The following is an 8,643-nucleotide window of genomic DNA, read 5'->3' as shown; positions in this document are numbered from 1 at the left end:
CTGCGGGTTGAACTGGCCGTACCGGTAGCTCTCCGCCGGCGCCAGCGACTCGTCGTCGATCGAGAGCACGTCGAGCCCCTTCTGGATGTCGTTGGAGAACACGTGGCCGTTGTAGTAGTACGCCGACCACGAGCCGCCGAGGACCAGCCGCTCGTCGGAGAGCGGGCCCCGGTCGAACCAGCCCAGCTCGCGCGGGTGGGCGGAGTCGGTGAAGTCGAACACCGAGATGCCGCCCTGGTACCAGGCCTGCACCATGATGTCCTTGCCCCGCACCGGGATCAGGGATCCGTTGTGCGCGACGCAGTTCTCGGTGTCGGTCTGGAACCGCGAGATCTTGAAGTAGCTGCGGAACTCCAGCCGCCGGTCGTCGCCGGAACCCACGATGTCGTAGATGCCGTCGGCGCCGCGAAGCTGACCGATCGCCGCGTTGCAGGTGGCCGCGACGCCGCCACCGAGCTCATCGGTGAAGATGACCTTGGTGCCCTCGTTGTTGAAGGTGGCCGAGTGCCAGAAGGCGAAGTTGGTCATATCCTGCACGCGGTTGATCGTGCGCGGTGCCTCGCGGTTGGAGATGTCGAACAGCACGCCGTCGCCCATGCAGGCGCCGGCCATCAGGTTCTTCTCCGGGTACACGGTCAGGTCGTGGCAGCCGCTGGTGGCCGACCGGCCGTTCGGGAAGGGAGCCGGGGCGCCGGGGTTGCCGCCGTCCGGGAACAGCACCGGGGTGGCGACGACCGACGCGGCGGCCGGGTTGCGCAGCGGCACCTTGATGATCGAGATCTTGTCGTGCGGAGGCTGGCACTTGGCCAACGCGGGGTTCGGTGAGTAGGACGAGACGTAGAGGTAGACCGCCCTGTCCCGGCCCCGGCCGTCAGTGCCCTCGGTGCTCACGCCATGTCCGCGGTGGTCGGCCTCCGGCACCAGCGTGTGCGTGTGCGAGCCGCACGCGGTCTCGACCGACTGGACGTAGCGCGGCGCGCGCTTGTCGCTGATGTCGAAGATCTTGATGCCCTCCCAGTAGGGGGAGGTCGTGTCGGGCACGGTCGTGGAGTTGCAGGAGTTGTCGGTGCGGCGCGAGTCGGTCGACAGGAAGAGCAGGTTGCCGGTGACGGACACGTCGTTCTGCGGGCCGGGGCACAGCACCTGGCTGACGATCCTGGGACGCTTGGGGTTGCGGATGTTGTAGATGGTGAAACCGAGATAGTTGCCGACGAACGCGAAGTCGCCCTGGAAGGCGATGTCGGTGCCGACCGACGCGTCGCCGGCCAGCGGGTCGGTGGGCGGAATGTTGGCCACCAGCCTCATGTTCGGGCTGCTGACCAGTTCGTCCTCGCCTGGGAAGTCCTGTGCGCTGGCGGAAGGTATACCGGCCAGCACGGACATGGCCAACGCCACTGCCCCGATGGCTGCGGTCGGCGCCCGTCGGCGCCGGCCCCTCAGCGTCGAACTCACGGCGGATACCCCTCTCGTGGAAGTCCGGGAAAATCCAGTATTGCTCTCCGCTCAGACACCAACCAGCATCTTTAGACGGTTAATTTCACCAGTTGACAATGCTTAGGTAAGGCCACGGCCGATACGAATGGGGGTGCCCAATGGCCCGGCGAACGGTGGTCTGCGGACTCGCCGCGATCCTGGTCCTCGCCGGCTGCACCAGCGCCCCCGAGGAGGAGCGGGCGCCGGTGATCGCACCCGGCCGGCCGGGCGAGCCGGCGAGCACGATCCCGCCGGAGCGCATCAGCCCCGTACCAGCCACGCCGCCGAACGACGCCGACCTCCGCTACGTGCGGAACATGATCCTGCACCACCACCAGGCAGTCGAGATGGCGCGCCTGGTGCCGGATCGCGCGACCAACGACACCGTCAAGCGGCTGGCCGACCGGATCGCCGACGTGCAGCAGCCGGAGATCGACATGATGAACGCCTGGTTGCGCACGCACGACCAGCCGACCGTCGATCCCCACCACCAGGAGCACTCGGAACACCTGGACATGCCGGGCATGGCCACGCCCGCGCAACTGGACGCGTTGCGGGCGGCCACCGGCCCGGCCTTCGACACGATGTTCCTGGAGCTGATGATCGCCCACCACGCCGGCGCGCTGACGATGGCGAGCGAGATCCAGACCAGGGGCGCCGAGGTCCGCGTCCAGGAGATGGCCGACGACGTGATCGCCACCCAGTCCGACGAGCTCAACCAGATGCGGGCCCTGCTCGGTCACTGACGCCGGCTCGCAACCGGGCCACCCGGCTGTGTTCGCCCGGTGAAAATCAGCGGGCGCGGGCGGTCGGGAAACCGGGGGGACCGGGGGAAAGAGGGGTGGATACGATCAGGGGGATAACCGTGCGTGGTGATGAGGAGTTTCCCGTGGGTCAGCCGTCTGGATCGTCCGTCGCAGCGGTTCGGCGTGTGGTGGTGCCGGCTGGGACGACCGCGGGGACCGCCGTGCGCGAGGCGGGGCTGCCGGGCAAGGGGCCGGACGCGGTGGTCGTCGTGCGGGATCCGGGCGGGCGGCTGCGGGACCTGGCCTGGGCACCCGACAGCGACGTGGAGGTCGAGGCGGTCCCCGCGGACAGCGAGGACGGCCGCAGCGTGATCCGCCACTCCACCGCGCACGTGCTGGCGCAGGCCGTGCAGCAGCTGTTCCCGGAGGCCAAGCTGGGCATCGGCCCGCCGGTCCGGGACGGCTTCTACTACGACTTCGACGTCGAGCGGCCGTTCACCCCGGAGGATCTGCAGGCGCTGGAGAAGCGCATGAAGCAGATCGTCAAGGGGGCACAGCGCTTCTCCCGCCGGGTGGTCGAGTCGGTGGACGCGGCCAAGGCGGAGCTGGCCGCCGAGCCGTACAAGCTGGAGCTGGTCGACCTCAAGAGCGATGTGGACACCGACGAGGTGATGGAGGTCGGCGCGGGGGAGCTGACCATCTACGACAACCTCGACCCGCGCACCGGCGAGCGGGTGTGGGCCGACCTGTGTCGCGGCCCGCACCTGCCGACCACCAAGCACATCCCGGCGTTCACCCTGACCAGGGTGGCCGCGGCCTACTGGCGCGGCAAGGAGCAGAACCCGCAGCTGCAGCGGATCTACGGCACCGCATGGGAGTCCCAGGAGGCGTTGGACGCCCATCTGGAGATGGTCGCCGAGGCCGAGCGGCGTGACCACCGCCGGCTGGGCGCCGAGCTCGACCTGTTCAGCTTCCCCGACGAGCTGGGCTCCGGGCTCGCGGTGTTTCACCCGAAGGGTGGCATCGTGCGCCGGGAGATGGAGACCTACTCGCGCCGCCGGCACGAGGAGTCCGGCTACGAGTTCGTCAACACGCCGCACATCAGCAAGAGCGGACTGTTCCACACCTCCGGCCACCTGCCGTACTACGCCGACACGATGTTCCCGCCGATCCAGTTCGAGGGCGAGGACTACTACCTCAAGGCCATGAACTGCCCGATGCACAACCTGATCTACCGGTCGCGCGGGCGGTCCTACCGGGAGCTTCCGCTGCGCCTGTTCGAGTTCGGGACGGTGTACCGGTACGAGAAGTCCGGTGTGGTGCACGGCCTGACCCGGGTGCGCGGCCTGACCATGGACGACTCGCACATCTACTGCACCCGCGAGCAGATGCAGGGCGAACTGCGTTCGCTGCTCACCTTCGTGCTGGATCTGCTGCGCGACTACGGTCTGAGCGACTTCTACCTCGAACTGTCCACACGCGACGACTCGCCGAAGTTCGTCGGGGAGCCGGAGGAGTGGGAGGAGGCGACCGAGGAGCTGCGCGCGTCGGCGCTGGCCTCCGGCCTGGAGCTGGTGCCGGACCCGGGGGGCGCGGCGTACTACGGCCCGAAGATCTCGGTCCAGGTCCGGGACGCGATCGGCCGCACCTGGCAGATGTCCACCATTCAGGTCGACTTCCAGCAGCCGAAGCGGTTCGAGTTGGAGTACACCGCCCCGGACGGCAGCCGGCAGCGGCCGGTCATGATCCACCGGGCGCTGTTCGGCTCCATCGAGCGGTTCTTCGGCATCCTCACCGAGCACTACGCCGGGGCGTTCCCGGCCTGGCTCGCCCCGGTTCAGGTGGTCGGCATCCCGATCGCCGACGAGCACGCCGAGCACCTGCTGCGCGTGGCAAAGGCGCTGCGGGCCAAGGGGATCCGGGTCGAAGTGGACACTTCGGACGATCGGATGCAGAAGAAGATCCGTAACCACACCACGGCCAAGGTGCCGTTCATGCTGCTGGCCGGCGGCAAGGACGTCGAGGCGGGCGCGGTGTCGTTCCGGTTCCGGGACGGCGGGCAGATCAACGGTGTGCCGGCGGACCGCGCCGTCGAGGCGATCGATTCCTGGATCACCACCCGGAAGAACGAATCGCCCTCGGCGGAGACGCTGGCCGTTCCGGACTGATCACCGCTGAGGCGTGTTTCCGGGGGCCGCGCGGAACCGGTCACTCGCCGGACCACCTGTGAGCAGGGCCTAGGATTCATTCATGACCGCTGGCGGTTGGTCCGGCCCCGAACTCGTCGCGCAGGAGGGTGTGGGCGTCCCGGACGCGTTGCAGCGGCTGTGGACTCCCCACCGGATGGCCTACATCCTCGGCGAGAACAAGCCCGACCATGACGCCGCGGAGGGCTGCCCGTTCTGCCGGCTGATCGGCCTCGACGACGCGGACGGGTTGATCATCGCCCGGGGGACGCTGGTGTACGCGGTGCTGAACCTGTACCCGTACAACCCGGGTCATCTGATGGTGGTGCCCTACCGGCACGTCGCGGACTACACCGAACTGACCGGGGCGGAGACCGTCGAACTGGCCGAGTTCACCCAGCGGGCGATGAGCGTCGCCCGCCGGGTGTCGTCGCCGCACGGCTTCAACATCGGCATGAACCAGGGTGTGATCGCCGGCGCCGGCATCGCCGCGCACCTGCACCAGCACCTGGTACCGCGCTGGGGCGGCGACTCCAACTTCATGCCGGTGGTCGGGCATACCAAGGTGCTGCCTCAGTTGCTCAATGAGACCCGGGCGCTGCTGGCAAAGGCCTGGCGGGACCTCGACTAGCCGGCCGGACTAGCCCTCGGTACGCAGCTTGGCCTCGACGTCGATGACCAGTTCGATCTTGTCGGCGACCACGGCCAGGCCGTTCTGCACGCCCTCGAAGTTGACGTTGAAGTCCCGCCGGTTGATCTCGCCCTTGGCCGAGATGCCGATCCGGGTGCCGCCCCACGGGTCGGCGCTGAAGCCGTTGAGCTCGAAGGTCAGCGGGACCGGCCGGGTGACGTCCTTGATGGTCAGTTCGCCGTCCAGCACGTACTCGTCGCCGACCTGACGGATGCCGCTGGACCGGTAGGTCATCGCCGGGAACTTCTCGATCTCGAAGAAGTCACCGGAGCGCAGGTGGTTGTCCCGCATCTCGTTGTTGGTGTTGACCGAGTTGAGGTCGACGCGGACCTCGACCGTGGAGTCCAGTGGGTTCGCGGCGGTGACGATGTGCCCCTCGACCTCTTCGAACCGGCCGCGGACCTTGGTCACCACCAGGTGCCGCACCACGAAGCCGATGTAGGTGTGCGGCGGGTCGAAGTCCCAGGTGCCCGCGATGTAGCCGGGGATCTCGAGGGTCGTGGCACTGCTCATCAAACTGCCTCCTCATTTGGTTGAACTCTCAACGATGACACTACAGGTCCTGGGTTGAGAGTTCAACAATCGCTAGACTGATTGTCATGGACACCACTCGATGGCTGAGCGAAGGCGAGCAGGAGATCTGGCGTTCCTTCGTGACGGCCGTCGAGGGCCTGACCGACTACTTCGACCGGCAACTGCAGCGCGACTCGGCGATGCCCTACACCTACTACGAGATCCTGGTCGCGCTGTCCGAGGCGCCGGACCGCACGCTGCGGATGAGCCAGCTGGCCGGCGCCCGCGGGTCCTCCCGCAGCCGCCTGTCGCATGCCGTCGCCCGGCTCGAGGAGGTCGGCTGGGTGCACCGGCGCACGTGCCATACCGACAAGCGCGGCTCCTTCGCCGTGCTCACCGACGCCGGCTTCGCAGCGCTGGCGGCGGCCGCGCCCGGCCACGTCACCGCCGTCCGGGAGAAGATCTTCGATCAGCTCACACCGGAGCAGGTCGCCCAGCTCGGCGAGATCAGCCGGGCGATCCTGCGCGGTCTGTGCGGATCCGGTGAGTGATCCTGCAGACCAAGCTGCGTGGCCCGGCTGCGCGACCCATTAGGCTGCCAGCGCTCGCAGTTCCCGTCCGGTGAGGCAGCTTAAGACCAGCTCATGTTGAACATCTTCGCCAGAGCCTCGTTCGACCGCGTCACCGATCCCGTCGGAGCGTGGTTGGCCCGAAGCGGCCTGTCCCCGAACACGATCACCGTGGTCGGCACCGCGGGGGCGGTGCTCGGCGCGCTGTGGCTGTTCCCGACCGGACACCTGGTCGCCGGGACGTTCGTGGTGTGGGGCTTCGCCATGTTCGACCTGCTGGACGGCGCGATGGCCCGGGCGACCGGCGGCGGCACCCCGTTCGGCACCGTCCTGGACGCGACCTGCGACCGGATCGCCGACGGCGCCCTGATGGCCGGGCTGGCCTGGTACGCCTTCGTGGTCGCGGAGAACCTGCCACTGGCCGGCGCCATCCTGGTCTGCCTGGTGCTCGCCCAGGTCACCTCCTACATCAAGGCCCGCGCCGAGGCGACCGGACTGACCGCGAACGTCGGGGTGGTCGAGCGGGCCGAACGGCTGATCATCGCGCTGACCGGGGCCGGGCTGACCGGCTTCGGCATCCCGTACGCCCTCGACGTGGCCATCTGGCTACTCGTCGTGCTGTCCCTGGTGACCGTGGCGCAGCGGATCGTCGCCGTCCGGCGCTCGGCCGCCGCCGGCCCGGAGCTGACGGAGGCGGGCGCATGACGGGCTGGGGGCACCGGCTGGCCGACTGGGGGTACGGCGCCGGCTGGGGGCTGGTGGGCCGGCTGCCCGACGGGCTGGCCCGCTCGCTGTTCCGCACCGGCGCGGACCTGGCCGCGCGCCGGCCCGGAGCCGGCACCCAGCAGTTACGGCGCAACCTGGCCCGGGTCGTCCCCCAGGCCAGCACGGCGGAGTTGGACGAGCTGGTCCGGGCGGCGCTGCGCTCCTACGCCCGGTACTGGCGGGAGACCTTCCGGCTGCCGGCCATGGACAAGGAGGCGATCTGCCGGCGGATCGACGACGTCTTCGTCAACAAGCACATGATGGAGGAGGCGCTGGACCGGGGCAGGGGCCTGGTGCTCGCCCTGCCGCACACCGGCAACTGGGACATCTCGGGCCTCTGGCTGGCCAGCCGGTTCGGCACGTTCACCACGGTCGCCGAGCGGCTGCGGCCCGAGTCGGTGTTCCGCCGGTTCGCCGGCTACCGCGAGTCGCTCGGCTTCGAGATCCTGCCGGCCTCCGGCGGCGACGTCGCCCCCTACCGCCTGCTGATCGAACGGCTGCGGCAGAACCGGATGGTGTGCCTGCCGGCCGACCGGGACCTGTCCCGGCGCGGTGTGCCGGTCACCTTCTTCGGCGAGCAGACCAGGATGCCGGCCGGGCCGGCCCGGCTGGCCGCGATGACCGGCGCGACCCTGCTGATCGTCGACCAGACCTTCACCGAGGACGGCTGGGGCATCGGCGTGCACACCCCGATGACCGTGCACGAACGCGAGCAGATTCCGGTCGTCACGCAGAAGATGGCCGACGCCTTCGCCGCCGACATCGCGGCCAAACCCGAGGACTGGCACATGCTGCAGCCGCTGTGGATATCCGACCTGCCGGAGCAGCGGCAGAAGGTGCTGGCCGAAGCCCCATGAGGATCGGGGTCGTCTGCCCGTACTCCTTCGAGGTTCCCGGAGGGGTACAGGCGCACGTCCTCGATCTGGCCAAGGCGTTGCGCGGGCAGGGCCACGAGGTCGAGGTGCTGGCCCCGGCCGCCGAGGAGACGCCGTTGCCGGACTTCGTCCGGCCGACCGGCCGGGCGGTGCGCATCCCGTACAACGGCTCGGTGGCACGGCTGTCGTTCGGCCCGGTGTCCTACGCCCGGGTCCGGCGGTGGATCCGCGACCACGACTTCGACGTGCTGCACCTGCACGAGCCGGTGGTGCCGAGCCTGCCGCTGCTGGCGCTGATGCTGGCCGACGGCCCGATCGTGGCCACCTTCCACACCTCGACGCCGCGCTCCCGGACGCTGAGCGCCTCGCAGGGCATGCTGCGGCCCCGGCTGGAGAAGATCACCGCCCGGATCGCGGTGTCGGAGCTGGCCAGACGGGTTCAGGTGGAGCACCTCGGCGGGGACGCGGTGGAGATCCCCAACGGGGTCGACGTCGGGTTCTTCGAGGGCGCCGAGCCGCTGCCCGGCTACCCGCGCCCGGGCGCGACGATCGGTTTCGTCGGGCGGTTCAGCGAGCCGCGCAAGGGCATGGCGGTGCTGCTGGCCGCGTTGCGGCTGCTCGAACCGGAACTGCCGGACGTGCGGCTGCTGGTCGCCGGCCGGGGCGACGAGGACGAACTGCGGCGGGCCGCCGGGCCGGTGGCCGACCGGCTGGTGCTGCTCGGCCAGGTGGACGACGAGACCAAGGCCCGGGTGCTGCGCAGCATCGACGTGTACTGCGCGCCGAACACCGGCGGGGAGAGCTTCGGGATCATCCTCACCGAGG

Annotated in this window: 9 protein-coding genes; 7 read left to right on the top strand and 2 right to left on the bottom strand. The window is 69.4% G+C overall.

The annotated features are described in order from the left end of the window. On the bottom strand, positions 1-1,383 hold a 1,383-nt coding region (locus VFO68_RS24825), incomplete at its 3' end, for a hypothetical protein (RefSeq protein WP_325160784.1). 209 nt (positions 1,384-1,592) lie between these two features. Here VFO68_RS24825 and VFO68_RS24820 point away from each other — a divergent pair. From VFO68_RS24820 to VFO68_RS24810, 3 genes are all read left to right on the top strand, one after another. Further along, positions 1,593-2,219, top strand: a complete 627-nt coding sequence (locus VFO68_RS24820) for a DUF305 domain-containing protein (protein WP_325160783.1) — start codon at positions 1,593-1,595, stop codon at positions 2,217-2,219. Between the two features lie 143 nt (positions 2,220-2,362). Continuing rightward, positions 2,363-4,387 carry a threonine--tRNA ligase gene (gene thrS, locus VFO68_RS24815; RefSeq protein ID WP_325160782.1) on the top strand — a complete coding sequence of 675 codons (2,025 nt, stop codon included), beginning with the start codon at positions 2,363-2,365 and terminating at the stop codon, positions 4,385-4,387. Between the two features lie 82 nt (positions 4,388-4,469). Further along, entirely contained in the window at positions 4,470-5,036 is a 567-nt protein-coding gene (locus tag VFO68_RS24810; protein ID WP_325160781.1) for an HIT domain-containing protein, read from the top strand. A 9-nt stretch (positions 5,037-5,045) separates the two neighbouring features. On the opposite strand, the gene VFO68_RS24805 is transcribed toward VFO68_RS24810, so the two are convergent. Then, positions 5,046-5,609, bottom strand: a complete 564-nt coding sequence (locus tag VFO68_RS24805; RefSeq protein ID WP_325160780.1) for a YceI family protein — start codon at positions 5,607-5,609, stop codon at positions 5,046-5,048. 86 nt (positions 5,610-5,695) lie between these two features. Here VFO68_RS24805 and VFO68_RS24800 point away from each other — a divergent pair, with 86 nt between their 5' ends. The 4 genes from VFO68_RS24800 to VFO68_RS24785 all read left to right on the top strand — a co-directional run. Continuing rightward, entirely contained in the window at positions 5,696-6,160 is a 465-nt protein-coding gene (locus VFO68_RS24800; protein ID WP_325160779.1) for a MarR family winged helix-turn-helix transcriptional regulator, read from the top strand. A 93-nt stretch (positions 6,161-6,253) separates the two neighbouring features. Further along, positions 6,254-6,883, top strand: a complete 630-nt coding sequence (gene pgsA / locus VFO68_RS24795; RefSeq protein ID WP_325160778.1) for a phosphatidylinositol phosphate synthase — start codon at positions 6,254-6,256, stop codon at positions 6,881-6,883. Further along, a complete protein-coding gene (locus VFO68_RS24790) occupies positions 6,880-7,800 on the top strand; it encodes a phosphatidylinositol mannoside acyltransferase (RefSeq protein ID WP_325160777.1) in 921 nt (306 codons plus the stop codon). Before pgsA ends, VFO68_RS24790 begins: the two co-directional genes overlap by 4 nt. Beyond that, positions 7,797-8,643: glycosyltransferase family 4 protein (locus VFO68_RS24785; protein ID WP_325160776.1), on the top strand; the 847-nt coding region annotated here is incomplete at its 3' end. The genes VFO68_RS24790 and VFO68_RS24785, both read left to right, overlap by 4 nt.

The organism is Actinophytocola sp. (genome assembly GCF_035712165.1).
Taxonomy (GTDB): domain Bacteria; phylum Actinomycetota; class Actinomycetes; order Mycobacteriales; family Pseudonocardiaceae; genus DASYTH01.
This window is presented reverse-complemented; position numbering and strand designations above follow the sequence as displayed.

Bases quoted from the DNA above. Each gene is read 5' to 3' on its own strand.
- VFO68_RS24810 (WP_325160781.1), top strand. From the start codon at position 4,470: ATGACCGCTGGCGGTTGGTCCGGCCCCGAACTCGTCGCGCAGGAGGGT.
- VFO68_RS24805 (WP_325160780.1), bottom strand. From the start codon at position 5,609: ATGAGCAGTGCCACGACCCTCGAGATCCCCGGCTACATCGCGGGCACC.
- pgsA (WP_325160778.1), top strand. From the start codon at position 6,254: ATGTTGAACATCTTCGCCAGAGCCTCGTTCGACCGCGTCACCGATCCC.
- VFO68_RS24790 (WP_325160777.1), top strand. From the start codon at position 6,880: ATGACGGGCTGGGGGCACCGGCTGGCCGACTGGGGGTACGGCGCCGGC.
- VFO68_RS24800 (WP_325160779.1), top strand. From the start codon at position 5,696: ATGGACACCACTCGATGGCTGAGCGAAGGCGAGCAGGAGATCTGGCGT.
- VFO68_RS24820 (WP_325160783.1), top strand. From the start codon at position 1,593: ATGGCCCGGCGAACGGTGGTCTGCGGACTCGCCGCGATCCTGGTCCTC.